General features: G+C 65.6%; 30 protein-coding genes. 18 read left to right on the top strand and 12 right to left on the bottom strand.

Annotation, left to right across the window (positions count from 1 at the left end):
• From prpB to ACFSX5_RS10420, 4 genes are all read left to right on the top strand, one after another.
• Nucleotides 1-912, top strand: coding sequence for a methylisocitrate lyase (prpB, locus tag ACFSX5_RS10435; RefSeq protein WP_386833316.1), 912 nt, complete (start codon nt 1-3; stop codon nt 910-912).
• A 2-nt stretch (nt 913-914) separates the two neighbouring features.
• Nucleotides 915-1,691 carry a DeoR/GlpR family DNA-binding transcription regulator gene (locus ACFSX5_RS10430; protein WP_386833314.1) on the top strand — a complete coding sequence of 259 codons (777 nt, stop codon included), beginning with the start codon at nt 915-917 and terminating at the stop codon, nt 1,689-1,691.
• A gap of 153 nt (nt 1,692-1,844) precedes the next feature.
• A complete protein-coding gene (locus ACFSX5_RS10425; RefSeq protein ID WP_386833313.1) occupies nt 1,845-4,451 on the top strand; it encodes a bifunctional diguanylate cyclase/phosphodiesterase in 2,607 nt (868 codons plus the stop codon).
• Nucleotides 4,452-4,515: 64 nt separating this feature from the next.
• Complete coding sequence (locus ACFSX5_RS10420) at nt 4,516-5,538, top strand: Gfo/Idh/MocA family protein (RefSeq protein ID WP_386833312.1); 1,023 nt, start codon at nt 4,516-4,518, stop codon at nt 5,536-5,538.
• A 122-nt stretch (nt 5,539-5,660) separates the two neighbouring features.
• On the opposite strand, the gene ACFSX5_RS10415 is transcribed toward ACFSX5_RS10420, so the two are convergent.
• The 5 genes from ACFSX5_RS10415 to ACFSX5_RS10395 are packed head-to-tail and all read right to left on the bottom strand — an operon-like array spanning nt 5,661 to nt 10,911.
• Entirely contained in the window at nt 5,661-6,491 is an 831-nt protein-coding gene (locus ACFSX5_RS10415; RefSeq protein WP_386833310.1) for a dipeptide ABC transporter ATP-binding protein, read from the bottom strand.
• A gap of 2 nt (nt 6,492-6,493) precedes the next feature.
• Nucleotides 6,494-7,336, bottom strand: a complete 843-nt coding sequence (locus tag ACFSX5_RS10410; RefSeq protein ID WP_386833309.1) for an ABC transporter ATP-binding protein — start codon at nt 7,334-7,336, stop codon at nt 6,494-6,496.
• Nucleotides 7,337-7,341: 5 nt separating this feature from the next.
• The gene (locus ACFSX5_RS10405) at nt 7,342-8,244 is read right to left on the bottom strand and encodes an ABC transporter permease subunit (protein ID WP_386833308.1); all 903 of its coding nucleotides are present in this window, start codon (nt 8,242-8,244) and stop codon (nt 7,342-7,344) included.
• A gap of 9 nt (nt 8,245-8,253) precedes the next feature.
• The gene (locus ACFSX5_RS10400; protein WP_386833306.1) at nt 8,254-9,261 is read right to left on the bottom strand and encodes an ABC transporter permease subunit; all 1,008 of its coding nucleotides are present in this window, start codon (nt 9,259-9,261) and stop codon (nt 8,254-8,256) included.
• A 54-nt stretch (nt 9,262-9,315) separates the two neighbouring features.
• On the bottom strand, nt 9,316-10,911 hold the full coding sequence (locus ACFSX5_RS10395) for an ABC transporter substrate-binding protein (protein ID WP_386833304.1): 1,596 nt from the start codon (nt 10,909-10,911) through the stop codon (nt 9,316-9,318).
• Between the two features lie 217 nt (nt 10,912-11,128).
• Between ACFSX5_RS10395 and ACFSX5_RS10390 the strand changes: the two genes are divergently transcribed.
• From ACFSX5_RS10390 to ACFSX5_RS10380, 3 genes are read left to right on the top strand one after another with little or no spacing between them, the layout of a single operon-like run.
• Nucleotides 11,129-11,515, top strand: a complete 387-nt coding sequence (locus ACFSX5_RS10390) for a VOC family protein (protein WP_386833303.1) — start codon at nt 11,129-11,131, stop codon at nt 11,513-11,515.
• Nucleotides 11,488-12,045, top strand: coding sequence for a hypothetical protein (locus ACFSX5_RS10385; RefSeq protein WP_386833301.1), 558 nt, complete (start codon nt 11,488-11,490; stop codon nt 12,043-12,045). Before ACFSX5_RS10390 ends, ACFSX5_RS10385 begins: the two co-directional genes overlap by 28 nt.
• Complete coding sequence (locus tag ACFSX5_RS10380; protein ID WP_386833299.1) at nt 12,017-12,955, top strand: aldo/keto reductase; 939 nt, start codon at nt 12,017-12,019, stop codon at nt 12,953-12,955. Before ACFSX5_RS10385 ends, ACFSX5_RS10380 begins: the two co-directional genes overlap by 29 nt.
• A 56-nt stretch (nt 12,956-13,011) precedes the next feature.
• Here the strand turns inward: ACFSX5_RS10380 and ACFSX5_RS10375 are convergent, their stop codons facing one another.
• From ACFSX5_RS10375 to ACFSX5_RS10365, 3 genes are all read right to left on the bottom strand, one after another.
• The gene (locus ACFSX5_RS10375; protein WP_386833298.1) at nt 13,012-13,950 is read right to left on the bottom strand and encodes a Gfo/Idh/MocA family protein; all 939 of its coding nucleotides are present in this window, start codon (nt 13,948-13,950) and stop codon (nt 13,012-13,014) included.
• Nucleotides 13,951-14,020: 70 nt separating this feature from the next.
• Complete coding sequence (locus ACFSX5_RS10370) at nt 14,021-14,368, bottom strand: VOC family protein (RefSeq protein ID WP_386833296.1); 348 nt, start codon at nt 14,366-14,368, stop codon at nt 14,021-14,023.
• A gap of 13 nt (nt 14,369-14,381) precedes the next feature.
• Nucleotides 14,382-15,638 carry a glycerate kinase type-2 family protein gene (locus tag ACFSX5_RS10365; protein ID WP_386833294.1) on the bottom strand — a complete coding sequence of 419 codons (1,257 nt, stop codon included), beginning with the start codon at nt 15,636-15,638 and terminating at the stop codon, nt 14,382-14,384.
• 95 nt (nt 15,639-15,733) lie between these two features.
• On the opposite strand from ACFSX5_RS10365, the gene ACFSX5_RS10360 reads away from it, so the two are divergent.
• The 5 genes from ACFSX5_RS10360 to ACFSX5_RS10340 are packed head-to-tail and all read left to right on the top strand — an operon-like array spanning nt 15,734 to nt 18,517.
• Nucleotides 15,734-16,426, top strand: a complete 693-nt coding sequence (locus tag ACFSX5_RS10360; protein ID WP_386833293.1) for a DUF1045 domain-containing protein — start codon at nt 15,734-15,736, stop codon at nt 16,424-16,426.
• Complete coding sequence (locus ACFSX5_RS10355) at nt 16,423-17,550, top strand: alpha-D-ribose 1-methylphosphonate 5-triphosphate diphosphatase (RefSeq protein ID WP_386833291.1); 1,128 nt, start codon at nt 16,423-16,425, stop codon at nt 17,548-17,550. The genes ACFSX5_RS10360 and ACFSX5_RS10355 overlap by 4 nt, the downstream gene beginning before the upstream one ends.
• Complete coding sequence (gene phnN / locus ACFSX5_RS10350) at nt 17,550-18,116, top strand: phosphonate metabolism protein/1,5-bisphosphokinase (PRPP-forming) PhnN (RefSeq protein WP_386833290.1); 567 nt, start codon at nt 17,550-17,552, stop codon at nt 18,114-18,116. The genes ACFSX5_RS10355 and phnN overlap by 1 nt, the downstream gene beginning before the upstream one ends.
• Before the next feature lie 58 nt (nt 18,117-18,174).
• Complete coding sequence (locus ACFSX5_RS10345) at nt 18,175-18,327, top strand: hypothetical protein (RefSeq protein WP_386833289.1); 153 nt, start codon at nt 18,175-18,177, stop codon at nt 18,325-18,327.
• Nucleotides 18,314-18,517, top strand: coding sequence for a hypothetical protein (locus ACFSX5_RS10340; protein WP_386833288.1), 204 nt, complete (start codon nt 18,314-18,316; stop codon nt 18,515-18,517). Before ACFSX5_RS10345 ends, ACFSX5_RS10340 begins: the two co-directional genes overlap by 14 nt.
• A 13-nt stretch (nt 18,518-18,530) precedes the next feature.
• Here the strand turns inward: ACFSX5_RS10340 and ACFSX5_RS10335 are convergent, their stop codons facing one another.
• From ACFSX5_RS10335 to ACFSX5_RS10320, 4 genes are all read right to left on the bottom strand, one after another.
• A complete protein-coding gene (locus ACFSX5_RS10335; protein WP_386833287.1) occupies nt 18,531-19,562 on the bottom strand; it encodes a sulfate/molybdate ABC transporter ATP-binding protein in 1,032 nt (343 codons plus the stop codon).
• A gap of 14 nt (nt 19,563-19,576) precedes the next feature.
• On the bottom strand, nt 19,577-20,440 hold the full coding sequence (gene cysW / locus ACFSX5_RS10330; RefSeq protein WP_386833285.1) for a sulfate ABC transporter permease subunit CysW: 864 nt from the start codon (nt 20,438-20,440) through the stop codon (nt 19,577-19,579).
• Complete coding sequence (gene cysT / locus ACFSX5_RS10325) at nt 20,424-21,275, bottom strand: sulfate ABC transporter permease subunit CysT (protein ID WP_386833284.1); 852 nt, start codon at nt 21,273-21,275, stop codon at nt 20,424-20,426. The genes cysW and cysT overlap by 17 nt, the downstream gene beginning before the upstream one ends.
• Before the next feature lie 164 nt (nt 21,276-21,439).
• Nucleotides 21,440-22,462, bottom strand: a complete 1,023-nt coding sequence (locus ACFSX5_RS10320; protein ID WP_386833283.1) for a sulfate ABC transporter substrate-binding protein — start codon at nt 22,460-22,462, stop codon at nt 21,440-21,442.
• A 213-nt stretch (nt 22,463-22,675) separates the two neighbouring features.
• On the opposite strand from ACFSX5_RS10320, the gene ACFSX5_RS10315 reads away from it, so the two are divergent.
• The 6 genes from ACFSX5_RS10315 to ACFSX5_RS10290 all read left to right on the top strand — a co-directional run bounded on the left by ACFSX5_RS10315 (nt 22,676) and on the right by ACFSX5_RS10290 (nt 26,736).
• Entirely contained in the window at nt 22,676-23,251 is a 576-nt protein-coding gene (locus ACFSX5_RS10315; protein ID WP_386833282.1) for a cysteine hydrolase family protein, read from the top strand.
• Nucleotides 23,252-23,255: 4 nt separating this feature from the next.
• Nucleotides 23,256-24,215: a TIGR03885 family FMN-dependent LLM class oxidoreductase gene (locus ACFSX5_RS10310; RefSeq protein WP_386833280.1), complete on the top strand. Its 960-nt coding sequence runs from the start codon at nt 23,256-23,258 to the stop codon at nt 24,213-24,215.
• A 66-nt stretch (nt 24,216-24,281) separates the two neighbouring features.
• Nucleotides 24,282-24,872, top strand: coding sequence for a hypothetical protein (locus ACFSX5_RS10305; RefSeq protein WP_386833278.1), 591 nt, complete (start codon nt 24,282-24,284; stop codon nt 24,870-24,872).
• Nucleotides 24,869-25,330, top strand: a complete 462-nt coding sequence (dut, locus tag ACFSX5_RS10300; protein ID WP_386835619.1) for a dUTP diphosphatase — start codon at nt 24,869-24,871, stop codon at nt 25,328-25,330. Before ACFSX5_RS10305 ends, dut begins: the two co-directional genes overlap by 4 nt.
• Before the next feature lies 1 nt (nt 25,331).
• Complete coding sequence (locus ACFSX5_RS10295) at nt 25,332-26,027, top strand: DUF2259 domain-containing protein (RefSeq protein ID WP_386833276.1); 696 nt, start codon at nt 25,332-25,334, stop codon at nt 26,025-26,027.
• The gene (locus ACFSX5_RS10290) at nt 26,017-26,736 is read left to right on the top strand and encodes a HesA/MoeB/ThiF family protein (RefSeq protein WP_386833275.1); all 720 of its coding nucleotides are present in this window, start codon (nt 26,017-26,019) and stop codon (nt 26,734-26,736) included. The genes ACFSX5_RS10295 and ACFSX5_RS10290 overlap by 11 nt, the downstream gene beginning before the upstream one ends.
• The last annotated feature ends 1 nt before the right edge of the window (nt 26,737 follow it).

Below are 26,737 nucleotides of genomic sequence, written 5' to 3'. Positions count from 1 at the left end.
ATGCCTTATCTCGTCGCCGATGAACTGCCGCGCGAAAGCGCCGGCAGCCGCTTCCGCCAGTTGCTGTCGCAGCCGCAGATCCTGCAGTTGCCGGGGGCGCATAACGGCCACGCCGCGATCCAGGCGAAGCGCGCCGGGTTCGAGGCGCTGTATCTTTCCGGCGCGGCGATGACGGCGTCCATGGGCCTGCCGGACCTCGGCATCATCACCGTGGACGAGGTGGCGTTCTTCATTCGCCAGATCGCCCGGGCCTCGGGCCTGCCGCTCTTGGTCGATGGCGATACCGGCTATGGCGAGGCGCTCAACGTGATGCACATGGTGCGCACCTTCGAGGAAGCCGGCGCCGGCGCCGTGCACCTCGAGGACCAGTTGCTGCCCAAAAAGTGCGGGCACCTCAACGACAAGAAGCTGGCTGATGCCCACGACATGGCAGCCAAGGTAACGGCGGCGGCCAAGGCGCGGCGGGACCTCGTCATCATCGCCCGTACCGATGCGGCGGCGAGCGAGGGGCTGGACGGCGCCATTGCCCGGGCGAAGCTCTATGTGGAAGCAGGGGCGGACGCGATCTTCCCCGAGGCGCTGACCACGGTGGACATGTTCCGCGACTTCGCCAAGGCCATGCCGGGGGTGAAGCTTCTCGCCAACATGACCGAGTTCGGGCGTACGCCGTACCAGACCGCCGCCGAGTTCGAGGCGCTGGGCTATTCCATGGTGATCTGGCCCGTCTCGTCGCTGCGCGTCGCCAACAAGGCGCAGGAAAAGCTCTACCAGGCCATCAAGCGCGATGGTGGCACCAAGGCGATGCTGGGCGAGATGCAGACACGCCAGGAGCTTTATGATGTGATCGGGCTGCACGATTACGAGGCGCTGGATGCCTCGATCGTCAAGACCATCGTCCCCGGCACGGAGTAGCGATGCCCGTCACCGACACCGCACAGCGGCACCAGGCCATACTCGAACTCGCGCGCGCGACGCAGCGGGTTACGGTGGAGGAACTGGCGCCGCGGTTCGGTGTGTCGGTGCAGACGATCCGCAAGGACCTCAACACGCTCTGCGAGCAACGGCTGTTGAGCCGCGTGCATGGCGGAGCGACGCTGCCATCGGGGGTGGAGAACCTCGAGTATGAAGCAAGGCGGCGGATCGCGGCGGCAGAGAAGGAAGCCATCGGTCGGGCTGCGGCTGCGCTGATCCCCAACGATACATCGCTGTTCATCAATATCGGCACCACTACCGAGGCGGTGAGCCAGGCGCTGCTCGATCACTCGGGACTGCTGATCGTCACCAACAACATCAACGTGGCCAACCGCATGCGGGTCTATCCGCGCTTCGAGGTGGTCATCGCCGGCGGCGTGGTGCGGCCATCGGATGGCGGCATCGTCGGGGAGGCCGCGGCGGGGTTCTTCTCGCAGTTCAAGGTAGATTATGCCGTGATCGGCGCTTCGGCGCTCGACGAGGACGGCACCCTGCTCGACTACGACTATCGCGAAGTGAAGGTGGCGCAGGCTATTATCGCAAATGCGCGACACGTGATCCTGGTCGCCGACGAAAGCAAGTTCAGCCGGTCAGCGCCGGTGCGGATCGCCCGGCTCGAGCAGGTCGATACGTTCGTCACCGATCGTTGCAATAATGAGATCCGAACCCACTGCGCCGCGGCGGGCGTGACTTTGGTCGAAACTGCGGCCGGCGCTTAGGCCGGCGTTTACCAGCGAAACAGGTCCCCTCGATCCGGTAAGGCTCCCATAAGGCAGGGCGTCTAGGCTGCCGGGCATGCCTCCATGGGCAGGGGCTTGGACGTTCGAATGGCTGGTTCGACGAACAGACAGGACAGGAACCGATCAAGCTGGATGGTCCCGGCCTTGGTGGCGCTGGTGCTGCTGTTGGTTGGCGCCGTTGCCATCGAGCGGCAAAGCGCGTCCCTGGCCGAAGAGCGTGCCAGAACAGCAGTGGTGGCTGAAGTGTCCCTGATCCGCGCCAAGCTCGAAGGCAATATCAACGCCAATATCCAGTTGGTGCGCGGGCTGGTGGCAACCATCTCCACCGAGCCCGACATGGACCAGGACCGGTTCACCGAGCTGGCTGCGAACCTGTTCGCCGAACAGAGCCAGTTGCGCAGCATCGCCGCGGCACCGGACCTGGTGGTCCAGATGACCTATCCGCTCGTTGGCAATGAGCGCGCCATCGGCCTTGATTACCGGGTGACCGAGGCTCAGCGCGAGGCCGTGCTCAGGGCCAGGGACACCGGGCGTCTGGTCATGGCAGGCCCCGTGGACCTGGTGCAAGGCGGAACCGGTTTCATTGGCCGTTTCCCGGTATTCGCCGACGACCCGAGCGGCGACCGGTTCTGGGGCGTCATCTCCGCAGTGGTGGACGCCGACAGGCTTTATCTCGACAGCGGCCTGTTTGACCGCGGCTTGACGATCGATATTTCGATCACCGGGCGGGACGCCGGTGGTGCAATCGGAGAGCGGTTCTTCGGTCCCGACCTCAGGGGGGACAATCCGGTTGTCACCCAGGTGCTTTTGCCCTCAGGCAGCTGGGTGATGTCGGCGGTGCCCAAGGGCGGCTGGGGCGCGGTGGATTCCTGGCAATGGGCCGTGCGGCTGGCGCTGATCGTGGGCGGCATTCTGGTGCTGGCGCCGATGGTGATGATCATCCGGCTGATGCTGGAGCGGCAGAACCACATTCGCGAACTGAAGGCGCGCGAAGTGGATCTGGAGCGGGTCACGCGGCGGCTCGGCCTCGCACTCGCCACCTCGCGGGTGGGTGTCTGGGAGATGGACACCATCACCAGGGAGCTGGTCTGGGACGACCGCATGAACGAGCTCTACGGGCTGCCTGCCGACGGAGGCGCGCGCAGCTACATCGACTGGCGCGATGCACTGCACCCGGACGACCGCCGCGTGGCGGAACACGATTTCGCCGAGGGCATCCGAACCGGGCTCTACCAATCCACCTTTCGAACGCTGCACCCCGACGGCACCGTCCGCCACGTCCGCAGCATGGGGGCGGTCTATACCGACCCGGAAAGCAACCCGAAGATTCTGGGCGTCAACTGGGACGTCACCAAGGACGTGCTGCTGAACGAGGACCTGCGCCGCGCCAAGGCGCTGACCGAGGCCCACAACCGCGAACTCGAGGCAGCGCGCAGCCGTATCGAGCACAATTCGCTGCACGACAGCCTGACCGGCCTGCCGAACCGGCGATATCTCGACGAAACGCTGCGTCGCCATGCCGAGCACGGTTACGCCGGCTGCGGAAGCATGGCGCTGCTCCATATCGATCTCGACCGCTTCAAGCAGATCAACGACACGCTGGGCCATGCGGCCGGTGACGCCATGCTGGTTCACGCCAGCGCCGTGCTGCGCGCCAATTGCCGCGATACCGATTTCGTCGCGCGCATCGGCGGGGACGAGTTCGTCGTGCTCTGCCCGGCAGGCCCGGATGACGACTACATCGCAGGGCTCGCGGAGCGGATCGTCGAACAGATGCGCGAACCGGTGAGCTATGAAGGGCATGAGTGCCGGTTTGGGGTTTCGATCGGCATCGCCGTCGGCCGGGTGCTGCCGGTCGATGCCAAGCAATTGCTGATCAATGCCGACATCGCCCTTTATCGCGCCAAGCGGCGGGGCCGGAACCGCTACGAGTTCTTCTCCGATGCGCTGCAGGAAGATGTCATCAACACCAAGCGCGTCGCGGATGAGATTCTGAAGGGGCTCGAGCGCAACGAATTCGTTGCCTGGTTTCAGCCGCAGTTCGCCGCCGGGACGCTGGACCTGGTCGGCGTCGAGGCGCTGGTGCGCTGGCAGCACCCGACCGAAGGCATCAAGGCTCCGGCGAGTTTCATGCCCGTGGCCGAAGAACTCAACGTCGTCGCCGCCATCGACTCGCTGGTCCTCGAGCAGACGCTCGCCGCGCTGCGGCATTGGGAGAGCATCGGCCTCAACGTGCCACGGGCCTCGGTGAATGTGTCGCTACGGCGGTTGAGCGATGAAGGCCTCATCGAATCCCTGCGTCGACACGATATCAGTCCGGGCCGGATCGCTTTCGAGCTGGTGGAGTCGATCTATCTGGACGAAGGGGACGGTGCCGTCGCCTGGACCATCGATCAGCTCAAGGAACTCGGCATCGACATCGAAATCGACGATTTCGGCACCGGCTATGCCTCGATTGTCTCGCTGCAGAAACTCCGGCCGGACCGGCTGAAGATCGACCGGCAACTGGTCGACCCGATCCTCACCGATCCGGCGCAGAGGCGATTGCTGGCCTCGATCATCGATATCGGCAAGGCGATGGACATCGCCGTGGTGGCCGAGGGGGTGGAGACGCTCGCCCACGCCAGCATCCTGACCGAACTCGGCGTCGATATCCTGCAGGGCTATGCCTTCGCGCGGCCGCTGAGCCCGGAGCAGTTCGAAACCTTCCTCGCTACACAGGCCTGGCGCGCCGCCTGAGGGTTGCGCCCACTACCGACCCTCTGGCAATCATCGCAGCGCAACTGCGAGAGGGTGGGAGAAGATGGCGAAGTTCGGTCTGGGCGTGATCGGTGCGGGCATGGGAGCGAAGCCGCACGGGCTGGCACTGCAATCGCTGAGCGATCAGATCAAGGTCACCGGCGTCTACCGGCGCCACCGCGAACAGCTCGCCCGCTTCTGCGAGACCTATGGCCTGCCCGCAGCAGACAGCTTCGATGCCATCCTCGCCGATCCCGAAACCGAAGCGGTGCTGGTGCTCACCCCACCGAATGCCCGCGAGGAGATCATTGCCGCGGCCGCCAAGGCCGGCAAGGCCGTGCTGATGGAAAAGCCGGTCGAGCGCTCGCTCGCAGCGGCGGAACGCATCGTGGCGCTGTGTGACGCAGCAGGCGTCAAGCATGGCGTGATCTTCCAGCATCGATTCCGCCGGGCTTCGAAGCTTCTGGCCCAAGCCGTTGCGGAAGGCCGGTACGGCGCCCTGGCCGCCGTGCACCTGGTGGTACCGTGGTGGCGGCCGCAGCAGGGCTATTACGACCAGCCGGGACGCGGAACGCTGGCGCAGGACGGCGGCGGCGTCTTGATCACCCAGGCGATCCACTCGCTCGACCTGATGCTGAGCCTGTGCGGCGATGTCGCCGCGGTGACGGCCATGGCGGCCACCACCCGGCTGCACCAGATGGAAACAGAGGATTTCGCCACCGCGGGCCTCGAATTCAGCAACGGAGCGGTAGGGGCGCTGATGGCGACCACGGCGAGTTTTCCGGGCGGGCCGGAATCGCTGACGCTCAACTTCGAGCGGGCCTCCGCAACCCTCGCTGCCGGCACGCTGACGGTTCGCACGATGGACGGCGCGACCATCGTCGAGGGCGAAGCAAGCGAGGGCGGCGGCGGCGCCGACCCGATGGCATTCCCGTTCGACTGGCACGCCGCGCAGATAACGGAATTTGCCGAAGCGGTGCGCGCGGGACGGCAGCCACTGTCGAACGGGCATACGGCGCTCAAGGTGCACCGGTTGATCGATGCGTTGATGCGCTCGGCAAGTGAAGGGCGGCGCGTGGAGGTTTGAGGCCCCAAGAGACAGCAGCCGTTGAAGGTCGAAGCGGCGCTCCGGTCGTGAGGATGAACCCCTCACCCTAACCCTCTCCCCTCAGGGGAGAGGGGATCCGTTCACAGTCTCTTCCAAGGGCATCAGCCCGCCAGGGCCGCCTTGCGGGCGATGCGCGCCTTGATGGATTCGACGTCGGCGCGCGGTGTCGCGGCGAAGAGGGTGCGGGTGTATTCGTGCTGGGGGGCGCTGAATACGGCGTCGCGGGTGCCGTGCTCGACCACGTCGCCGAAATACATCACCATCACCTCATCGGCGATGTAGCGCACGACGCTGAGATCGTGGCTGATGAAGACATAGGTCAATCCGAACTCGTCCTGCAGGTCCTTGAGCAGGTTCAGGATCTGCGCCTGCACCGACAGGTCGAGCGCCGAGACCGGCTCGTCGAGCACGAGGAAGCTCGGATTGAGCATCAGGGCGCGGGCGATGGCGATGCGCTGGCGCTGGCCGCCGGAGAACATGTGCGGATAGCGGTTGAAGTGCTCGGGGCCGAGCCCGACCTTGACCAGCATGGCCATGGCGCGCTCGCGCCGCTCGGCCGCCGGCATATTGGTGTTGAGCAGGAGCGGCTCGGCCAGAACGTCGCCGATCTTCTGGCGCGGATTGAGCGAGCCATAGGGATTCTGGAAGACGATCTGCACCTTCTGGCGCAGTTCGCGGGTGACGTGATGGGCGTCGGCGGGAATGCCGTCGATGATGATCTCGCCGGAGGTGGGCGCATCGATCAGGGTGATCATGCGCGCAAGGGTCGACTTGCCGCAGCCACTCTCACCGACGACGGCGAGGGTCTTGCCCTTCTCAAGGGTGAAGGAAACGCCCTTCACCGCCTGGACCACCTTGGCCGGCCGGAACAGGCCGCCGCTGGTGTGGTACTCGCGCTTGAGATCGCGCACTTCGAGAACGGGGGTCGCCATGATCAGACTCCCGGAGCCGGTTCGAAGCGGAAATCGGAGACGGTGGGCAGCCGGTCGCCGGTGGCGTTTTCCGGCAGGGCCGACAGCAGCGCGCGGGTGTAGTTGGACTTGGGGTTCTCGAACAGGGAGAGGACGTCGGCCTCCTCCATCTTGTGCCCCTTGTACTGCACGATGACGCGATCGGCGGTCTCGGCAACCACGCCCATGTCGTGGGTGATCATGATCAGGCCCATGCCGTGCTCGGCCTGGAGGCGCATCAGGAGATCAAGGATCTGCTTCTGGATGGTGACGTCGAGGGCGGTGGTCGGCTCGTCAGCGATCAGGAGCTTGGGATTGCAGGCAAGCGCCATGGCGATCATGACGCGCTGGCACTGGCCGCCCGACATCTGGTGCGGGAAGGCACCGAGCCGGTCGGCCCCATCGCGGATGCCGACGAGACGCAGCAGTTCTATCGCCCGATCGCGGGCGGCGCGGCCATTGAGGCCGAGGTGGCGGCGCAGCACCTCCTCGATCTGGAAGCCGATGGTGAAGCAGGGATTGAGGCTGGCGATCGGCTCCTGGAAGATCATGGCGATATCCTTGCCGATGATCTGCCGCTTCTGCTGGGCGGACATGCGCAAGAGGTCGAGGCCTTCGAACTCCATCTTGTCGGCGGTGACGGTGGCGGTATTGGGCAGAAGGCCCATGACCGCGAGCATGGCCACGGACTTGCCGGAGCCGGATTCACCGACAATGGCCAGCACTTCGCGGCTGTCGACCGAGATGTCGATGCCGTCCACGGCCTTGAACAGGCCGGCAGAGGTGTCGAAGGCGACGGTGAGATTGCGGATTTCAAGCAAGGCCATGGTGGTCAGCTCCGCTTGAGCTTGGGATCGAGCGCATCGCGCAGGCCGTCACCGACGAGGTTGATGGAGAGCACGGTGATCAGGATGGCGAGACCGGGGAAGGTCACCACCCACCAGGCGCGCAGGATGAACTGGCGGGCCTCGGCGAGCATGGTGCCCCATTCGGGCGTCGGCGGCTGGGCGCCGAGACCGAGAAAGCCGAGCGCAGCGGCGTCGAGAATAGCGCTCGAGAAGCTGAGGGTGGCCTGCACGATCAGCGGCGCGAGGCAGTTGGGCAGGATGGTGACGAACATCATGCGCAGATGACCGGCGCCGGCAACGCGGGCGGAGGTGACGTAATCCTTGCCGAGTTCGCCGAGCACGGCCGAGCGGGTGAGGCGGACGAAGTGGGGCTGCAGCACCACGGCGATGGCGATCATCATGTTGATGAGGCCGGGGCCGAGGATGGCGACCATCACCAGCGCCAGCAGCAGCGAGGGGAAGGCCAGGATCAGGTCCATGATGCGCATCAGCAGCGTGTCGACCCAGCCGCGGGCATAGCCGGCGAGGAGGCCGAAGATGATGCCGCTGGTGAGGGCGATCACCACGACGACTGCGCCGATCAGCAGCGAATAGCGGGCGCCGTGGATCAGGCGGGAGAGAATGTCGCGACCGACGGCGTCAGTGCCGAGGATGAAGCCGGCGCGGCCGCCCTCGAGCCAGGAGGGCGGAACCAGCAGGGCGTCGCGGAACTGCTGCGACGGCGAGAAGGGCGCGATCCAGTCGGCGAGCAGCGCCATCAGCACGAGGAGGACAAACACCACCAGGCCGATGACGGCGCCGCGGTTGACGGAGAAATAGTACCAGAACTCGCGCAGGCGAGCGGTCCGAGTGGCCACGGGCATGGCAGTTGCGGCAGCGTCGGTCATCGCAGCCTCCTAGCGGTGCCGGATGCGGGGATTGATGAGCCCGTAGAGCACATCGACGATGAGATTCACGGCCATCACGATGAGCGCGATCAGCAGCAGGCCGGCCTGGACCACCGGATAGTCGCGCCGGGAGATGGCATCCACCATCCACTTGCCGATGCCCGGCCAGGAGAAGATGGTTTCGGTGAGAATGGCGCCGGCCATCATCACGCCGACCTGCAGGCCGATGGTGGTGACCACCGGGATCAGGGCGTTGCGCAAGGCGTGGATGCCGATGACCTGCCGCGGGGCGAGGCCCTTGGCGCGGGCAGTACGGACATAGTCGTCGCCGAGCACTTCCAGCATGGCCGAGCGGGTCTGGCGCGCGATCACCGCCAGCGGGATGGTGCCCAGGGTAATGGTGGGCAGGATCAGGTGCCGCAGGGCGGAAACGAAGGCGCCATCCTGCCCCGAGAGGAGGGAGTCGATGGTCATGAAGCCGGTGACGGCCGGGAAGAAATAGAGGAGGTCGATGCGACCCGACACCGGGGTCCAGCCGAGGATGCCCGAGAACAGGATGATGAGCAGCAGGCCCAGCCAGAAGATCGGCATGGAATAGCCGACAAGGGCGGTGCCCATCAGCGTCTGGTCGAGCCAGGAGCCACGGCGCACGGCAGCGATGATGCCCGCAGGGATGCCGAGCACGACGGCGAAGATCGTGGCGCAGAAGGCCAGTTCAACCGTTGCCGGGAACAGGGTGAGGAAATCGCGGATCACGGGGCGCTTGGTCGAGATCGAGGTCCCGAAATCGCCCTGGAAGATGCCCAGCAGGTAGTCCCAATACTGCACCCAGATCGGACGGTCATAGCCGAACTGGACCATGAGCTCCTGGTAGCGCTCGGGCGAAACGCCGCGCTCACCAGCAATCAGCAGGATGGGATCGCCCGGCAGCACGCGGACGAAGGCGAAGGCCACGATCGTGATGCCGATGAAGGTCGGCACGATCAGGAGCAGGCGCTGGAGAAGGAAGCGGATCATTCGTTTCTTTCGGGATGCCGGGGGCGGATGGCCCGCCCCCGGTCTTAGTCCCGATTACTCGGCGATGTCGACGCCGTCAAAGGCGTGAGTGCCCTTGGGGTCCATGACGTAGCCGGTGACCTTGTTGCTCATCGGCATGAAGACGAGGGAGTGCGCGATGGTCGCCCACGGAGCCTCACGCTTGAAGACTTCCTGAGCTTCCATGTAGAGCTCGGCACGTTCTTCCTGGCTGGTCAGGGTCTTGGCTTCCTGAACCAGGGCGTCGAACTCCTCGTTGCACCACTGGGCGCGGTTGGCACCGCCAACGGCGTCACAGCCGAGCAGCACGGCGAGGAAGTTGTCCGGATCGCCATTGTCGCCGGTCCAGCCGAGCAGCACCGCACCGTCGCGGTCCACCTGCGAGGACTGCTCGAGGTATTCGGCCCATTCCATGGAGACGATCTCGACGTCGACGCCCACTTCGGCGAAGTCAGCCTGGATCAGTTCGGCCATGCGGCGGGCATCCGGGTTGTACGGACGCGACACCGGCATCGCCCAGACCTTCATCGAGAGGTTCTCGACGCCTTCGGCAGCCAGCATCTCGCGGGCGGCTTCCGGATCATACGGATCGTCTTCGATCGACTCGTTGTAGGACCACATGGTCGGCGGGATCGGGTTCACGGCCACGGTGGCCTGGCCCTCGAACACGGCCTGGACGATCGCTTCCTTGTCGATAGCCATGTTCAGCGCCTTGCGAACATTGGCGTTGTCGAACGGCTCCTGCTGGGTGTTGTAGGCGAGGAAGCCGATGTTCAGGCCTTCCTGCTCCATCAGGGTCAGGTTCGGGTCGTTGCGGATGGTCTCGAGGTCAGCCGGGTTCGGGTACGGCATGATGTGACATTCGCCCGCCTGCAGCTTCTGCAGACGCACGGCCGGGTCGGTGGTGATGGCGAAGACCAGATCGTCGATCGGCTGCACGCCACCCCAGTAGTCGTCGAAGCTGGCGTAGCGGATGGCCGCATCCTGCTGGTAGGCGACGAACTGGAACGGACCGGTGCCGATCGGCTGCTGGTTCAGCATGTCCATGGTGCCGGCCGCTTCGAGCTGGTCAGCATATTCCTTGGACACGATGGAGGCGAAGTCCATGGCCAGGTTCGCGATGAACGGAGCTTCCGGACGGGTCAGGGTGAACTTGACGGTGTAGTCGTCGATCTTCTCGATGTTGGCGAGCAGTTCGCCCATCGACATGGAGTTGAAATATTCCCAGGTGATGCCGGTCGAATAGGCATACCACGGGTGATCTTCCTTCCACTGACGCTCGAACGAGAACAGCACGTCGTCGGCGTTGAAATCGCGGGTGGGGGTGAAGTAGTCGGTGGTGTGGAACTTCACACCCTGGCGGAGATGGAAGGTGTATTCCAGGCCGTCCTCGGAGACTTCGTAGCTCTCGGCAAGGCCGGGCTCGGTGGTCGAGGCGCCCTTGGTGAACTGCACCAGGCGGTTGTAGATCGGACGCGAGGAGGCGTCGAAAGTGGTGCCAGCGGTGTAGGGGGCCGGGTCAAAGCCTTCCGGCGAGCCTTCCGAGCAGTAGACCAGCGTCTTTGCCTGAGCGGCACCGACGGTCAGCGCGAGCACGGCGGAAGCCGCCAGCAGCGTCTTGGTCAGTTTCATGTTTTTGTCTCCCGATAACTTATGGCCCCGGCGTTCCCGTCCGAGGCTTGGCGACACAAAAGCCTAGAATCCACGGCGGCGCAATGGGTGAGTTTGACCATCTGGTCAATCGTGTGACAGCGAAATGGCTTTCCACAGGAATGGACGGATGTTGGAACAAGCGTTCGCATGCGCCGATCGCTTGACCTGCTCCACTGCCGAGGCGAAGCATGGCCGCATGAGCCAAGCCATTGCCACGATCACCCTGGTTGTTGCCGACTATGATGAGGCGATCGCGTTCTATTGCGACAAGCTCGGGTTCGATTTGCTTGAAGACACGGCGCTGGGCGGCAAGCGCTGGGTGGTCGTCGCACCACAAGGTGGTGGCGCCCGGGTGCTGCTGGCACGAGCGGCGGATGAGCGGCAGCGGGCTGTGGTCGGCAACCAGACGGGCGGGCGGGTGATGATGTTCCTGGAGACGGACGATTTCGCCCGAGATCACCGCCGCATGCTTGCGGCTGGCGTGACGTTCCTGGAAGAGCCGCGGCACGAGAGCTATGGCACAGTGGCAGTGTTCGTCGATCTTTACGGAAACAAATGGGACCTTATCGAGCCGCGGCGCTGAGCTTTCTGCTCCTGACTGCACCATCTCTGGCACAGGCGCCGGGATGGCATTATTCGCCCCTGCCGGGAGAAGGCGATCGCGCCACGCTCGGGTGCGATCGCGACAGCACGCCCAACGACTATGCCTGTCTCGCCGTGCGCTGCGAGGACGACTACAGCGTCGGCGTTCATGTCCACACCAGCCGGCATCCGGATGATCTCGGCACCTGGGAAACGACCCTCGACCGCGAGAACAAGCAGGTGGTGGCCGAACCATCGGAGGCGCCTTATGGCGGCCGCATCGTGGAAGAGGCGGATTGGCTGTTACAGGGGCTGCGGCACGGCACCTTCGTCTATCTTCGGCATGCCGACGACGAGGGCGGCGGCTTCCGCTTCATCGACCTGACCGGCTCGCTGTTTGCCATCAACGCAGCGCTTGCCTGGTGTGCACCACGTGTGCCGGCAGGGGCCGAACCCAACGACGCCTCCGGCGTTGACGCAGCAAATTCGAAGGAGAACGACAATGGATCGTCGCCCGCTGGGACGCAGTGAACTGGTGATCGAGCCGCTGGTGCTCGGCGGCAATGTGTTTGGCTGGACCGTGGACGAGAAGGCCGGATTCGACATCCTCGACGCCTTCGTCGACGCCGGCTTCACCGCGCTCGACACTGCCGAAGGTTATCCGAACTGGGTGCCGGGCAACCCGCCTGGCATGAGCGAAACCATCATCGGCAAGTGGATGAAGGCGCGCGGCAATCGCGACAAGGTGCACGTTTTTACCAAGGTGAACTCGGGCAAGAAGCCGGGTGGGCTGAAGTCGGACGGGATCCGCCAATCGATCGAGGCCTCGCTGAAGCGGCTGCAGACCGACTATGTGGACCTCTATTTCAGCCACTGGCCGGACGCGGAGGCGAACCACGAAGAGACGCTCGGCGCCTATGACACCCTGATCCGGTCGGGAAAGGTGCGGGTGATCGGCGCCTCCAACTACACCGCGCAGATGGTGGAAGAGGCCGAGAACACCGCGGTGATCAAGTCGCTGCCCCGCTACGAGGTGCTGCAGCCGCGCTACAACCTTTATGATCGCGCGGAGTTCGAGGCGCTGCAGCCGGCGGTGGAGAAGTTCGAACTCGGCACCATCGTCTATTATAGCCTGGCTTCGGGATTCCTGACGGGCAAGTACCGGTCCAAGGACGATCTCGGGCAGTCGCCGCGTGGCGGCGGCGTCGAGAAATACCTGGACGACAAGGGCCAGCGCATTCTCAAGGCGCTGGATGAGGTGGCGGGCGCTGTTGGAGCCACTCAGGCCGAAGTAGCACTGGCCTGGTTGGTGGCGCAGAAGGGTGTCAGCGCGCCGATCGCGTCGGCGACCTCGGTCGAGCAGGTGCAGAGCCTCGCCAAAGGCGTGCGACTGGGCCTGAGCGAGGAGCAGGTGCGCGTTCTGGATCAGGCGGGGGCGTAACTATCCCCACCCTACCCTCCCCCTCGAGGGGGAGGGTGCGAGAGCTCAGTGGCTCGTCACCACTCGAAGGCGGGGCCGTTCTCGCGGGCGCCGAGCAGGAAGATGTCGGCGGTGAGGCGGAGGGGGGCGGCGTCGACGTCGGTTTCACGACGCTCGAGCAGTGCGGCGAAACGGTCGTAGATGGCGGCGTATTCCTCGTCGCCGTGTTCGAGAATGGTCTCACCGTCGACCTTGAGGGTGCGGCCGCCGCGCTCGAGCAGCACCGTCCGCCCCTTTCCCGTGGTGAAGCGGATGGTCCAGATTTCGCCGGTTTCCTCGAGCCAGTTGAACCCGGCGGAGAGTTCTGGCCGATGCGGCTGGCCGGACTTGAAGCGGATGTCGACATCCACGGGGGTCTGCTTGTTGGCCGGGAAGGTCAGCCGCGCGCCTTCGACGAACACCGGGAAGGGCATGACCTTGGTGAAGATCGAAAGGGCATTGATGCCCGGATCGCAGACGCCGAAGCCCCCTGGCTCCCATACCCAATCCTGACCGGGATGCCACTTGCGAACGCTTTCGCGCCAGTCGATGCGGGCAGAGGTGACGCCTTCGTCGACGAGGAGCGCCTTGGCCCGGTCCACCGCGGCGTTGAACTGGGAGTGCCAGGTCTGGAACAGCACGCGATCGAGGCGCCGCGCATGGGCGATGAGATCGTCGAGTTCGGAGATAGTCGGGGTCGGCGGCTTTTCCATCAGCACGTCCTTGCCGGCGTCGAGCGCCTCGCGGACAATCTGGTGGCGCACGCCGGGCGGCGTGCAGACAGCGACCAGGTTCACGTCGGGCATGGCGGCATAGAGTTCCGCCGGCGTGCGGAACACCGGCACGTCGCCATGGCCGATCCCGCGGGTGGAGACGGTGGCGGCGAGTTCGAAATCGTCTGACGCGTCGATGACCGGCAGGTGCTGGTCGACGGCGATCTTGCCCACTCCAATGACGGCGATGCGGCGCTTGGCCATGGATCGTGCTCCCAAGAAGATCGTGGCTATAGAGCAGACGGAACGACCGGCCGCCAGAGCAAAAGTATGATTATTCCGCCGGCTGCCACAACTCGACCGGATTGCCTTCGGGATCGTGGATGCGGGCAAAGCGGCCGGTTTCGGGAGAGTCCCACTCGTCCGGCCGGGTTTCCACGGCAATGCCGGCGATTTGCAGCTGCACGATAAGGGCGTCGAGATCATCGACGCGGAAGTTGATCATCCACTGCTTCTCGGCAGGAAAATAGCTGGTCTCCAACTTGAACGGGGCGAAGACCGTGGGGCCCGCCGCCTGCTGCCAGAAACCGGAGACGCCGAGGTGGGTCTCGTACCACTCTGCCAGTGCCTGGTTGTCGCGCGAGCGGAAGAAAACGCCGCCTATTCCTGTTGCCTTGGCCATGTGGACCCTCCTCTCAGGTGACGAGAATGGCGCGGAAGTCGTTGACATTGGTGCCGGTGGGACCGGTGACGACGAGATCGCCGATGGCGTTGAATGCGGTCCAGGCGTCGTTGGCGGAAAGGGCGGCCAGCGGATCGACGCCAGCGCGGCGCAGGCGCGCGGCCGTGGTGCCGTCGGCATAGGCGCCGGCATTGTCCTCGGAGCCGTCGATGCCGTCGGTATCACAGGCAATGGCGGAGATGTTCTCCAAGCCATCGATGGCGATGGCGAAGGCGAGGAGGAACTCGCTGTTGCGACCGCCACGGCCACCGCTGCCGCGAATGGTGACGGTGGTCTCGCCGCCCGACAGCAGCACGGCGGGACGGGTGAAAGGCCGGTCGCGGGTGGCGGTTTCGCGGGCGAGTGCGGCATGCACCTGGCCGACGTCGCGGGCCTCGCCTTCGATGGAGTCGGAGAGGATTGCGGGGGTTATCCCCTGCTCTGCCGCGAGCGCTGCGGCGGCTTCGAGCGACAGGGCGGCGGAGGCGATGGTGGCGACGGTGTTGCGCGAGAAGGCCGGGTCGGTGGGCAGGGGCGCGGGATTCTCGTCGCTGGCGAGGAGGCGCGCGGCTGCCAGCGGCAGGTCGAGACGGTAGAGGCTCGCATATTGGCGGGCCATCGCACGGGTGCCGGCCAGCGGCACGGTGGGGCCGGAAGCAACCAGGGCCGGATCGTCGCCGGGAACGTCGGAAACCACCAGGGTGGCGACGCGCGCCGGGGCGCAGCGGAGAGCGAGGCGTCCGCCCTTGACCGTGGAGAACTGGTTGCGGATGAGGTTCATCACGCCGATCGGCGCGCCGGAGGCAAGCAGGGCACGGTTGATGGCCTGTTCGTCCTCGAGGCTGAGGCCGGCGGCCGGTGCGGGCAGCAGGGCGGAGCCGCCGCCCGAGATCAGTGCCACGACCAGGTCGTCCGGACCGAGGCCGGAGACAGTTTCCATCAGGCGGCGGGCGGCGAGGAAGCCGGCGGCGTCGGGGACCGGATGGGCTGCCTCGACGATCTCGATGCGTTCGCAGGGCTCGGCATAGCCATAGCGGGTGACGACGAGGCCGGAGAGCGGACCATCCCAGGCCTGCTCGAAGGCACGTGCCATCTGCGCGGACGCCTTGCCGGCGCCGATGACCACGGTGCGGCCCTTCGGGCGCTCGGGAAGGTGGCGCAGAATTGCAGGGCCAGGATCGGCCGCGGCAACGGCTGCCCGAAAAAGACGTTCCAGCAGTTCGCGCGCCATGTGCATCCTCCCGCCTTGCGCTTTACATGGCCCAAGGTTAGCCAGCAATACGGCAGCGCCTCGCCGCCGACCACGCGACCAGCCCGGGAACCAGCATGACCGAACGCTTCGCCATCTATTTCGCCCCTTCGGCCGAGAGCGCGCTGTGGGAAAGGGCATCCCAGTGGCTGGGGCGGGATGCGGCAAGCGGCGAGTTGTTCGACGGCACGGTGGCGGGGGTGGACCGCAGCCGGCTCCTCAACCTGACGCAGGATGCGAGCCGCTACGGATTTCATGCAACGCTGAAGGCCCCGATGGCCTTGCCCCCGGAGCACGGCGCCGAGGATTTGCGCGAAGCAATGCGGCGCTTCTGCCGCGTTCGGCGGCCGCTCGACCTCGGACGGCCGCGGATCGAGAACCTCAGCGGGTTCCTGGCGCTGGTGGTCGAGCCGAGCGAATCGCTGAGCGATCTGGCGGCGGATGTGGTGGAAGCGTTCGAGCCGTTCCGGGCGCCGATGTCGCTGCGCGATCGCGAGAAGCGCGTCGCCAAGGGGCTGACTGAGAGGCAGGTCGAACTGCTCGATGCCTATGGCTATCCCTATGTGTTCGACCAGTTCCAGTTTCACATGACGCTGACCGACCGGCTCGGGGCGGAAGATGCTCGGGACATCGCGCAGGCAGCGGCGACGTGGTTTGCGCCGGTGCTCGAGGAGCGGCTGGTGCTGGACCGGCTGTCACTGTTCCACGAGCCCGATAGCGGCAAACTGTTCCGGCGCATCGCCGATTTCCGCCTGGGGGACGCACAGTGAGGGGGGCGGCGTTCTCCAATGCCAGGCTGGTGCTGCCGGACCGGGTGATGCACGGTGGATTGGCGGTCGGCGACGGGCAGATCGCGGCCATCGACGAGGGTGCCACGCTTGGTGAGGACATGGAGGAGGATTTCCTGATCCCCGGCCTCGTCGAGCTCCATACCGACCATCTCGAAAGCCATTACCGGCCGCGGCCGGGCGTGTTCTGGGACCCGGTGGCGGCACTGCATGCGCATGATGCGCAGATCGCCGGATCCGGAATCACCACCGTCTTCGATGCCGTGCGGCTCGGTTCGGATGCCGAGCTCAAGGATATGGGCACGCATGTGGAGCGGCTGACCGGGGCCATTGCCACGGGAACGCGGGATGGGTGGCTGAGAGCCGAGCACTTCATCCACCTGCGCTGCGAATTGCCGAGCCACGACGTGCTGGCGCAGTTCGATACCTTCGCCCAGCACCGGCTGACCAAGCTGGTTTCGATGATGGACCACACGCCGGGGCAGCGGCAGTTCCGCTCGCTCGAGGCGTATCGGCGGTTCTATCAGGGCGCGCGCAGTGAGGCCGAGATGGAGCGCTTCATCGCGGAGCGGCTGGCGGAGCACCACCGCTATGCTGCAGCACACCGCGCCCACATCGTTCGCCATGCCTTCGAGGCAGGCCTGGCTCTCGCCAGCCATGATGATGCAACCCTGGCGCATGTGGACGAGGCGGTGGCGGATGGTGTCGCAATCGCCGAATTCCCGACCACGCTCGAGGCGGCGGCCGCGGCGCATGATGCGGGGCTGGCGATTCTCATGGGCGCGCCGAACGTCGTGCGCGGCGGGTCGCACTCCGGCAATATCTCGGCCATTGATCTGGTGGCGGGTGGCCTGCTCGATATCCTCAGCTCGGATTATGTGCCGTTTGCGATGCTGCAGGCAGCCTTCGTGCTGCCGGAGCGGGTCGAGGGGCTCACCCTGCCGGAGGCGATAGCGTTGGTGTCCAGCAATCCGGCTCGGGCGGCGGGGCTGAACGACCGTGGGGAGATCGCCATCGGCAAGCGCGCCGATCTGGTCAGGGTGCGCATGGCCGGCAACCTGCCGGTGGTGCGCGGCGTGTGGCGCCAGGGCGTGCGGGTCGCCTGATGGCGAAGCCCCTCGGTTCGCTGGTGCTGGTGGTTGGTGCCTCGGGCGTTGGCAAGGACACGCTGATCAACGCCGGACGGCAGGCGCTCGAGGGAGACCCGCGGTTCAGCTTCGTGCGCCGGATCGTGACGCGGCCGGCCGACGCCGAGACCGAGGATCACGAGAGCATGGCTCCCGAGGAGTTCGCCCGGCAGGAGGCGGCGGGCCGCTTCGCCCTGACATGGGACGCGCATAACCTCCGTTACGCTCTGCCGATCAGCATCGAAACCGACATCGCTCTCGGGCGCACGGTGGTGGCGAACGTCTCGCGGCATGTGGTGGGCAAGGCCCGCGACAAGTATCCCGCCTGCGCCGTGATCCTCGTAACCGCCGAGATTTCCTTGCGCGCGGAGCGGTTGATGACCAGGGGACGCGAGTCACCGGACCAGATCACCTCGCGCCTGGCGCGGGAGAGCGCGCCCGTTCCGGCCGGAATTCACCCCATCATCATCGACAATTCGGGGCCGGTGGCGATCGGGGTCACCGCTTTCGTGATGGCGCTACGGGCGATCGCAGCGCAGGATTGAACCCTGCGGACAGTTGCGGCGTTGCAGCCGGAGCGTCAACTGTGAGCGGAGCGTAGCCATGGGTCGAAGCGGCCTCTATGCCGTCATCGCCATTTTGGCGATCGCCCTGGTCATGCTCGCGATCTATGCCTACCAGCAGCAGCAGACATCCGGCCCCAGCCTCGAGGTACGGGTGGACGAACAGGGGATCAGCATCGATGGCAATGGTTGAGATGACAGGTGGCCGGCGGCAGGCCATCAAGACGGCGATCCACGCCGAGTTGCAGCGCCAGGCGCAGGCAGGCGCCCACCGCGTCGACACCGAAGAGCTGGCCGCTGCCGTGGAAGAAGCGCTCGATCCCGATGAGCCGGTCGAGGAAGGCAAGCGGCCGCAGGAGCTGAACGCCACCAACGACGACTGAGCTCTCGCGCGGACTAGGCTGCAAACACGCGCCAGCGGCGGGGACGGAAGCTGAGTTCGGTGCGCTCGACGGCAGGATCGTCGAAGGGCAGATCCACCTCCACCCGCTGCTCGGAATCGGCGAGTTGAACCTCGACCCGTCGCGTGCCGCCAACCCGGCGGCTGGTCACGACGCGGCCCTTCAATGCAGCCTCGGCGTCGGTCAGTTCCACATCGTGCGGGCGGAAGAAGAGGCGCCCGGCGCTTTCTCCGCCAGCGGCCGGTATTCCGATCGACTTGCCCCCGGTGTGAAGTTCACCATTCACCGCCGTTACCGGCACCTGGCTCGACTCGCCGATGAAGCCGAAGACGAAGGGAGAGCCGGGGCGGTCATAGACCTCGTCCGGCGTGCCCACCTGTTCGATCCTGCCCTGGCTCATGACGCAGAGCCGGTCGGCCAGTTCCAGCGCCTCTTCCTGATCGTGCGTGACGAATACGGTGGTGTGACCGGTGCGCTCGTGGATTTCGCGCAGCCACCGGCGCAGCTCGCGGCGGACCTGGGCATCGAGAGCGCCAAAGGGTTCGTCGAGCAGCAGGACGCGAGGTTCGATCGCAAGGGCGCGCGCCAGGGCGACCCGCTGGCGCTGACCGCCGGATAATTGTGCCGGATAGCGCTTCTCGAGGCCAGAGAGCTGGACCAGATCGAGCAGTTCGAGGGCGCGGCGGCGGATCTCTCCGGCTGGCGGGCGGCTCGAGCGCGGACGCACCTTGAGGCCGAAGCCGACATTGTCGAGCACCGTCATATGACGGAACAGGGCGTAGTGCTGGAATACGAAGCCGATCTGGCGCTCCTGCACCGATTTGGAGGAGGCTTCTTCCTCGCCGAAGAAGATGCGCCCATCGGTGGGCTGTTCGAGGCCGGCAATCAGGCGCAGCAGGGTGGTCTTGCCGGAACCGGAAGGGCCGAGGAGCGCGATCAGCTCGCCCGAGTGGATGTCGAGCGAAACATCGTGGAGCGCCGGGAACCGGTCGAACTCCTTACGCACATGGTCAACGCGAACGTCCATGGGTCTCTTTCCCGTCAATGGTTGCGGGTGGCCGCGAGCTCATCGCCGTAGCGCCACTCGAGCACGGTCTTGAGCACAAGAGTCACCAGCGCCAGCAGCGCCAGCAGCGAAGCCAGGGCGAAAGCCGCCGTGGCGTTGTATTCATTGTAGAGCATCTCCACCTGCAGCGGCATGGTGGTGGTCTGGCCGCGAATCTTGCCCGAGACCACTGCAACGGCGCCAAACTCGCCCATGGCGCGGGCATTGCAGAGCAGCACCCCGTAAAGCAGGCCCCAGCGGATGTTGGGCAGCGTCACTCGGCGAAAGGTCTGCCAGCCGGACGCACCAAGCGACAGTGCCGCCTCTTCATCGCCGGTTCCCTGATCCTGCATCAAGGGGATGAGTTCGCGGGCGACGAAGGGGAAGGTGACGAAGATGGTCGCCAGCACCAGTCCGGGCACGGCAAACAGCACCTCGATGCCATAGCTCTTGAGCCAGGGACCGAGGAAACTGCCAGCGCCGAACAGGAGGACGTAAACGAGACCCGAAATCACCGGCGACACGGAAAAGGGCAGGTCGATCAGGGTGATCAGGAAAGCCTTGCCGCGGAACTCGAACTTGGCGATCGCCCAGGCGGCACAGATGCCGAACACGACGTTCAGCGGCACCGCGATTGCGGCGACGGTCAGCGTCAGGCGGATGGACGATTGTGCTTCCGGCAGTTGCAGGGACGACCAGTAGGCGCCGAGCCCCTGCCGCAGCGCTTCGGTGAAGACAGCATAGAGGGGCAGCACCAGGAACAGGGCGAGGAACACCAGGCCGACCGCGATCAGCAAACGACGGACACCGGGTGCCTCACCGGTGGGGTCAGCGAAACGGCGGTCAGCGGCCATAGCCATACCTCCCGCGGCTCCAGGCCTGGATCAGGTTGATCACGAACAGCAGCACGAACGAGATCGACAGCATGATCGTCGCGATCACGGCCGCTCCGGCGTAGTTGTACTCCTCGAGACGGATGACGATGAGCAGCGGGGCGATCTCCGAAACGAACGGGATATTGCCGGCAATGAAGATGATCGAGCCATATTCACCCACCGCTCGCGCAAAGGCGAGCGCGAAGCCGGTGAGAATCGCCGGCAGCAGCCCGGGCAGCAGCACGCGGGACACCGTCTGCAGGCGATCGGCGCCGAGAGTCGCGGCCGCCTCCTCGACGTCGGCTCCTGCTTCCTCGAGGATCGGCTGCACGGTACGCACGACGAAGGGCAGGCCGATGAAGATCATGGCGATGATGATGCCGACGGGGGTGTAGGCGATGCGCCAGCCGAGCGGCGCCACCAGTTGGCCGATGATGCCGTTGGGCGCGTAGATCGCGGTTAGGGCAATGCCGGCCACCGCCGTGGGCAAGGCGAAAGGCAGATCGACAATGGCATCGGCAATGCGGCGGCCGGGAAAGCGGTAGCGTACCAGGATCCAGGCGATCAGGGTGCCGAAGAGGACGTTGACCGCCGCTGCCACCAGGGCGGTAACGAAGCTGGTACGCAGCGCTGCCAGCACCCGCGGGTCGCTGGCAATTGCCCAGAAGCCCGCGGGGCCGACGCCGGCGGCGCGAAGCACCAGCGCAATCAGCGGGATCAGGATGATGATGCCGAAATAAAAGAGAGTGAAGCCAAGTGCCGGGCCGAAGCCGGGCAACACGCTGCGGGGACGAAGGCGTCGTCGCAATACCAAAGGCATCATCCCTTGTCCGTCCCGGCGCGTCACACTAGCGCGATAGCCGGCACACTCAAGATCGACCGTCACCTCAGGACGGCCGGCACAGAAATAAACGGCCACCAGAGCGTCAGCCGCAGCAAAGTTGTGCCGCCGGCCTCACATCGGGCCGGCGGCACCGTTGCGAGCTATTGACGGGGACCGGAGTAAATCTGGTCGAAGACACCACCGTCGCCGAAGTATTTCGGCTGGGCCTCGCGCCAACCGCCGAACTCCTCGATGGTGACCAGGTTCACCTGGCCGAAGCGGGCGATATCCTCGGCGGCCGCAGCGTCCGGGCGGTAGGGCCGGTAGTAGTTCGCGGCAGCGATGGCCTGGCCTTCGTCGGAGTAGAGGTACTCGAGGTAGGCCTGAGCCACTTCGGTATTGCCCTTTCGTTCGGCGTTGGCCGGAACCAGCGCGACCGGCGGCTCTGCCCGGATGGAGATCGACGGCGTGACGATGTCGAAGGCGTCGGGGCCGAGCTCCTCCAGCGCCAGCCAGGCTTCGTTCTCCCAGGCGAGCAAGACATCGCCGATACCACGCTGCACGAAGGTGGTGGTGGAGCCGCGGGCACCGGTATCGAGCACCGGCACATGGCGGAAGAGCTCGCCCACGAACTCCTGTGCCCTCGCCTCGTCATTGCCATACTCGGCGCGTGCCCAGGCCCAGGCGGCGAGGAAATTCCAGCGGGCGCCGCCGGAGGTTTTCGGATTGGGGGTGATGACCTCGATGCCTTCGCGAACCAGGTCGCCCCAGTCCTGGATGTTCTCGGGGTTGCCCTTGCGAACCAGGAACACGATGGTCGAGGTATAGGGCGCGTTGTTGTTTTCGAGCGTGCCGCGCCAGTCGGTGGGGATCAGTCCCGCGTCGGCAATGGCGTTGATGTCGCTTTCGAGTGCCAGGGTGACCACATCGGCTTCCAAGCCATCGATCACTGTGCGGGCCTGCGAGCCAGAGCCGCCATGGGTCACCTGAACGGCGACAGTTTCGCCCGTTTCCTCCTGCCAATGGGCGACGAAGGCCTCGTTGAACTCACGGTAGAGTTCGCGGGTGGGGTCGTAGGAGACGTTGATCAGGGTCTTGTCCTGACCATGTGCAGTGACGGCAAAGCCCAGGACCAGGGCAGCGCCAAGACCGAGATAGGCGAGATAGCGAGGATAGCGTTTCAACGGGGACCTCCGGGTTCTCGATGCCGAAAGACTATCAGGCAAGTAGAGTATTACGAGTCGTTGCCGTGCCGTTGAGAGGCTTGGGCCAGAAAGAATTTCGCGCCGCCTGCCCTTGCGTGCAGACGGATGTTGCGCCGCGACGGCGCGCCAGCCGGGAACGAGGGCGATGGCGCGTGCATTCCTGCCGCATCAGCGTCAGGAGCCCCTCCCCCCATGCCCAGCAACCGCGTGCATCTTTGCGTCGACATGCAGCGCATGTTCGTCGAGGCGACGCCGTGGCACATCGAGACCATGGCGGCGACCCTGCCCGGAATAGAGGCGCTGGTGGAGCGCGACCCGGAGTCTACGGTGTTCACCCGCTTCATCCCGCCACCGCCCGAGTCGGTGCGTGGCGCCTGGGTCGACTATTATGCAGCCTGGCCGCAGATGGCCGGTGACCGCGTGCCGGCGGAACTGCTGGAACTGACCCCGACGCTGCAACGATATGCGCCAAGGGCCCGCACGCTGGACAAGCCAGTGCTGTCACCCTGGTGGTCGGGAGAACTCCATCAGCATCTGCGAGCGCGCGAGGTCGACACGCTGATCATAACCGGCGGAGAGACGGATGTGTGCGTGCTCGCCACGGTGATGGGTGCCATCGATCTCGGCTATCATATCCTGCTGCCAACCGACGGGCTCTGCAGCTCGGCGGAAAGCTGCCACTCGGCCATGCTGTCGATATACGGCAGCAGGTTCGGCAGCCATCTGGCGACCACGACCATTCGGGACGTCCTTGAGGACTGGCGGTGACCCCATGTTGATCGGCTACCACGCATCGCACGAGCAGTTTGCCCCGAGCCTCCTGATGGCCTGCGCACAGGCCGCGGAAGAGGCTGGGTTCGCCTCGGTGAAATCATCGGACCACTTCCAGCCGTGGAGCGAGCGGCAGGGGCAATCGGGCTTTGCCTGGAGCTGGCTGGGTGCGTCCATGGCTGTAACCAGCGTGCCGTTCGGCTCGATCTGCGCGCCCGGCTACCGGTACCATCCGGCGGTGATCGCGCAGGGTGCAGCGACTCTGGCGGAGATGTTTCCGGACCGGTTCTGGCTGGCGATTGGCAGCGGGCAGGCGATCAACGAGGCCATGACGGGGCTGCCCTGGCCGGAGAAGGCGGAGCGCAACGCGCGGCTCAGCGAATGCGCGGCGGTGATCAAGGCGTTGCTGGCGGGTGAGACCGTGACGCATCGCGGCCGGATCACCGTGGTGGAAGCCAAGCTCTACTCGCGACCAGAGACGCCGCCACCCATCTTCGGCGCCGCCGTGACCGAGGAGACCGCGCGCCTCGTGGCGCAGTGGGCGGACGGGCTGCTGACCATCGGCAGCGAGCCGGAGGCTTCGCGCAAGGCCATTGAGGCGTTTCGAGAGGCGGGCGGCGAGGGCAAGCCGGTCTATGTGCAGCATGCCTTGAGCTGGGCGCCGACGGAGGACGAGGCAATGGAGCAGGCGCTGGACCAGTGGTCGAGCGCGGTCGCGGGGGGCGAGGTGAACTGGGACCTGCGGCGTCCGAAGGATTTCGATACGGTGGGGGCGCTGATCAGTGCCGATCGCATCCACCAGTCGGTGGCAGTTTCCGCCGATCCTGGCTGGCATGCCGAGCGTCTGGCCGCCTATCGCGAGCTCGGTGTCGATGCGGTGTATATCCACAATGTCGGCACCAATCAGCGCCAGTTCATCGAGGCGTTCGGAGCAAAGGTGCTGCCGCAGCTGGCGGACTAGCCGGGTTGCGGGCGCAGTGGGGAGCCAATAAGTTCCGGGCCGAGTGAGGCCGGAGACCACCAGCGCATGACCCTTGTTTCGCTCGGCAGGCTGGCCGGGACACTGATGCTTGCCGGCGCAGTGGCCGGCTGCGTCGACGCGGCTGTCGAGGTCGAGCTGATGGGGCCGGAAACGGCACAGGTGGTGGTGACGCAGGCCATGAACGCAGATTTCTACGGGATGCTAAAGACCGAAGCTGACGGCGACAGCGACCATGCGAGGCGGTTCTGCGTCGACGGGGAACTCACCGAGAAGCGGGATGGCAGCGCCACTTGCACCATAACCGCGGAGGGCACTCTGCGGCAGTTGCCCCGTGCCGGCCAACCGGTCCGCTTCACGCCCGAGGAAGATGGGCTCGTCAGGGTCGAGCTGGCGCTTGAAGAGGTGCGGGACGAGATCGGCGCCGGTGACACCGACGAGGACGGGCGGCGGATGCTCGAGGCTTTCTTTTCGGGGCGAAAGCTGACGGTCAGCTTCTTCGGTGGGGTGATCGCCGACACCAACATGGACGTCTCGGCGGATGGGCAAGCGGCTACCGCAGTGCTGCCGTTGCTGGACGTGGTCAACGAGACTGGCGACTGGCCGGACGTGCTTTATGCAGTCGTGGAGGCGCCCTGATGGACACTGTACGGGTTGGGTTCGCATCGCTGCCGCATGGGGATGGTTTGCCGCTGCCGCAACGGCAGACGGAGGGTTCTGCCGGATACGACTTGGTTGCAGCGCTGCCGTCGGAGGACTCGATCGAACTGCAGCCCGGCGCGCGTGCGCTGATACCTTGCGGCTTCGCGATGGCACTGCCACCAGGCTATGAAGGCCAGGTGCGGCCGCGCTCGGGGCTCGCGGTGAAACACGGGATCACCGTGCTCAATGCTCCGGGGACGATCGATGCTGACTACCGCGGCGAGGTGAAGGTGCCGCTGATCAATCTAGGGGCGGAGCCGTTTACGGTGCGGCGCGGAGACCGGATTGCGCAACTGGTGGTGGCACCGGTCAGTGTGATGGAGATCGTGGTCGAGGAGGCGCTCGATGAGACGGAGCGGGGTAGTAGCGGGTTTGGTTCGACGGGTATCGGCTAGCTTGGCGCTGGCCTTGGGCCTGGCGCTTCCTACTTTGGCGGGCGACCGGGCGCTGCTCGACATTATCGGCTATTCCGAAGACAGCCGCTTTCTCGTGTTCGAGGAGTTCGGCATCCAGGATGGGTCGGGCTTTGCCTATTCCAACTTCTATGCCGTGGACCTGCTCGAGGACAGTTGGGTGGTGGGCACGCCGCTGCGGATGCGGGCGAGTGACGAGGGCACATCTCTAGCGGATCTCCGGCAGAAGGCTCTGGCGGATGCACAGCCTGTATTGGCGGAACTCGAGATCAGCGTGCCGGCGGACGTCATTGCTTCGATCGGAGACGGCGTGCCCGAACAGGATGGCAAGAGCTTGCGATTTGGGCTGCCGGGTTATGAGCCGGGCACCGTGCGCAGCGATCATGAGCTACGGCTGGAGACTTTTCCCACCGCTGCCGCATCGCCGTGCATCGACTGGTTCGCCGTGGAGCCGCTCGGCTATGCGCTGACGCTCACGACGGGAGAGGAAGAGCGTCTGCTCCATCGAGACGACACGCTGCCGCGCTCGCGGGGCTGCCCGCAGGACTATCGTCTTTATGCCGTGGCGGTGCCGTTCAACAGCGCCGAGGGCGAGGGAGCGGTGGCGATCCTGTCCGTCTATCCGTTCGGCTTCGAGGGGCCGGACCGGCGTTTTCTGGCGGTGTCGCTTGGCCTCTGAAGCTTTCTCGCCCGAAGAGACCCGCCGCTATTCCCGTCACCTGGTGCTCAAAGGCATGGGTGGTGCGGGCCAGCAGAAGCTGAAAGCGGCTCGGGTCCTGGTGGTGGGTGCCGGAGGGTTGGGCAGTCCAGCCATTGCCTATCTGGCGGCTGCAGGCGTGGGAACGCTGGGGATTGCGGATAGCGACAGCGTGGCTGTGTCCAACCTGCAGCGGCAGGTGATTCACCGAACCGCGGATATTGACCGAGCCAAGACCGAGAGTGCCGCAGACTTCGTGCGTGAGCGCAATCCGTACGTGGCGGTGGTGGAGCATCCGGCTATCGAGGGGAACGATGCGGATCAGGTTCTGGCCGGATACGACCTGGTGCTCGACGGCACCGATACGCTGACGAGCAGGCGGATCGTTGCTGCCGCAGCAGCGCGACTCCGCTTGCCGCTCGTGTCGGGGGCGATGTCGATGTTCGACGGGCAGGTGACGGTATTTGCGCCGGGAGGGCCGTCCTTCGAGGCGGTGTTTCCGCCCGAGGCCGACGATGCCGATCTGCCGGGCTGCGAAGTCACCGGCATTATCGGCCCGCTACCGGGGGTGATCGGCAGCCTGATGGCCATGGAAGCGATCAAGCTGATCACCGGCATCGGCACACCGCTGGTGGGGCGGGTTCTGGTCTATGACGGCAAGCGGGGCGAGTTCACCACTCTCGAGGTGTGAT

It is taken from the genome of Devosia albogilva (genome assembly GCF_042685625.1).
Classification (GTDB): domain Bacteria; phylum Pseudomonadota; class Alphaproteobacteria; order Rhizobiales; family Devosiaceae; genus Devosia; species Devosia albogilva.
Note: the sequence above shows the minus strand (reverse complement) of the source record. Positions and strands in the feature narration are given on the sequence as shown.

Bases quoted from the DNA above. Each gene is read 5' to 3' on its own strand.
- prpB (WP_386833316.1), top strand. From the start codon at position 1: ATGCCTTATCTCGTCGCCGATGAACTGCCGCGCGAAAGCGCCGGCAGC.
- ACFSX5_RS10430 (WP_386833314.1), top strand. From the start codon at position 915: ATGCCCGTCACCGACACCGCACAGCGGCACCAGGCCATACTCGAACTC.
- ACFSX5_RS10425 (WP_386833313.1), top strand. From the start codon at position 1,845: ATGGTCCCGGCCTTGGTGGCGCTGGTGCTGCTGTTGGTTGGCGCCGTT.
- ACFSX5_RS10420 (WP_386833312.1), top strand. From the start codon at position 4,516: ATGGCGAAGTTCGGTCTGGGCGTGATCGGTGCGGGCATGGGAGCGAAG.
- ACFSX5_RS10415 (WP_386833310.1), bottom strand. From the start codon at position 6,491: ATGGCGACCCCCGTTCTCGAAGTGCGCGATCTCAAGCGCGAGTACCAC.
- ACFSX5_RS10410 (WP_386833309.1), bottom strand. From the start codon at position 7,336: ATGGCCTTGCTTGAAATCCGCAATCTCACCGTCGCCTTCGACACCTCT.
- ACFSX5_RS10405 (WP_386833308.1), bottom strand. From the start codon at position 8,244: ATGACCGACGCTGCCGCAACTGCCATGCCCGTGGCCACTCGGACCGCT.
- ACFSX5_RS10400 (WP_386833306.1), bottom strand. From the start codon at position 9,261: ATGATCCGCTTCCTTCTCCAGCGCCTGCTCCTGATCGTGCCGACCTTC.
- ACFSX5_RS10395 (WP_386833304.1), bottom strand. From the start codon at position 10,911: ATGAAACTGACCAAGACGCTGCTGGCGGCTTCCGCCGTGCTCGCGCTG.
- ACFSX5_RS10390 (WP_386833303.1), top strand. From the start codon at position 11,129: ATGAGCCAAGCCATTGCCACGATCACCCTGGTTGTTGCCGACTATGAT.
- ACFSX5_RS10385 (WP_386833301.1), top strand. From the start codon at position 11,488: ATGGGACCTTATCGAGCCGCGGCGCTGAGCTTTCTGCTCCTGACTGCA.
- ACFSX5_RS10380 (WP_386833299.1), top strand. From the start codon at position 12,017: ATGGATCGTCGCCCGCTGGGACGCAGTGAACTGGTGATCGAGCCGCTG.
- ACFSX5_RS10375 (WP_386833298.1), bottom strand. From the start codon at position 13,950: ATGGCCAAGCGCCGCATCGCCGTCATTGGAGTGGGCAAGATCGCCGTC.
- ACFSX5_RS10370 (WP_386833296.1), bottom strand. From the start codon at position 14,368: ATGGCCAAGGCAACAGGAATAGGCGGCGTTTTCTTCCGCTCGCGCGAC.
- ACFSX5_RS10365 (WP_386833294.1), bottom strand. From the start codon at position 15,638: ATGGCGCGCGAACTGCTGGAACGTCTTTTTCGGGCAGCCGTTGCCGCG.
- ACFSX5_RS10360 (WP_386833293.1), top strand. From the start codon at position 15,734: ATGACCGAACGCTTCGCCATCTATTTCGCCCCTTCGGCCGAGAGCGCG.
- phnN (WP_386833290.1), top strand. From the start codon at position 17,550: ATGGCGAAGCCCCTCGGTTCGCTGGTGCTGGTGGTTGGTGCCTCGGGC.
- ACFSX5_RS10345 (WP_386833289.1), top strand. From the start codon at position 18,175: ATGGGTCGAAGCGGCCTCTATGCCGTCATCGCCATTTTGGCGATCGCC.
- ACFSX5_RS10340 (WP_386833288.1), top strand. From the start codon at position 18,314: ATGGCAATGGTTGAGATGACAGGTGGCCGGCGGCAGGCCATCAAGACG.
- ACFSX5_RS10335 (WP_386833287.1), bottom strand. From the start codon at position 19,562: ATGGACGTTCGCGTTGACCATGTGCGTAAGGAGTTCGACCGGTTCCCG.
- cysW (WP_386833285.1), bottom strand. From the start codon at position 20,440: ATGGCTATGGCCGCTGACCGCCGTTTCGCTGACCCCACCGGTGAGGCA.
- cysT (WP_386833284.1), bottom strand. From the start codon at position 21,275: ATGCCTTTGGTATTGCGACGACGCCTTCGTCCCCGCAGCGTGTTGCCC.
- ACFSX5_RS10315 (WP_386833282.1), top strand. From the start codon at position 22,676: ATGCCCAGCAACCGCGTGCATCTTTGCGTCGACATGCAGCGCATGTTC.
- ACFSX5_RS10310 (WP_386833280.1), top strand. From the start codon at position 23,256: ATGTTGATCGGCTACCACGCATCGCACGAGCAGTTTGCCCCGAGCCTC.
- ACFSX5_RS10305 (WP_386833278.1), top strand. From the start codon at position 24,282: ATGACCCTTGTTTCGCTCGGCAGGCTGGCCGGGACACTGATGCTTGCC.